This window comes from Bradyrhizobium sp. Kon37 (assembly GCF_055807535.1).
Map to the genome: position 1 here is coordinate 1 of NZ_JBVVOY010000330.1, position 240 is coordinate 240.

The 240-nt window shown below is 37.5% G+C and carries 1 protein-coding gene; it reads right to left on the reverse strand.

Features of this window, described 5'->3' with window-relative positions:
* Window positions 1-186: 186 nt before the first annotated feature.
* The coding region (locus tag AC0L3J_RS38365; RefSeq protein ID WP_434059430.1) for a YdaE family protein at window positions 187-240 on the reverse strand (54 nt) is incomplete at its 5' end.

The following is a 240-nucleotide window of genomic DNA, read 5'->3' on the forward strand; positions in this document are numbered from 1 at the left end:
TACGCCGATTATTTTCTGTTTTAATTACGTAGCCAATGCGCTTTCCTTCCAGATTCACCTCGTGAACAATGTCATCGGTAGTTACAACAGTGGCTTCATAATTGGTAATCATGTTTTTCTCCTTAATTAAGGTTGAGCGAATACCTGCCATTTCTGGCATAAATTCAGTTTCGAATAGTCAATTAATTAAAGTTCATGTGCCATCTGGTCTTTTTCGGCACAAGCTTCACTGCAATATTT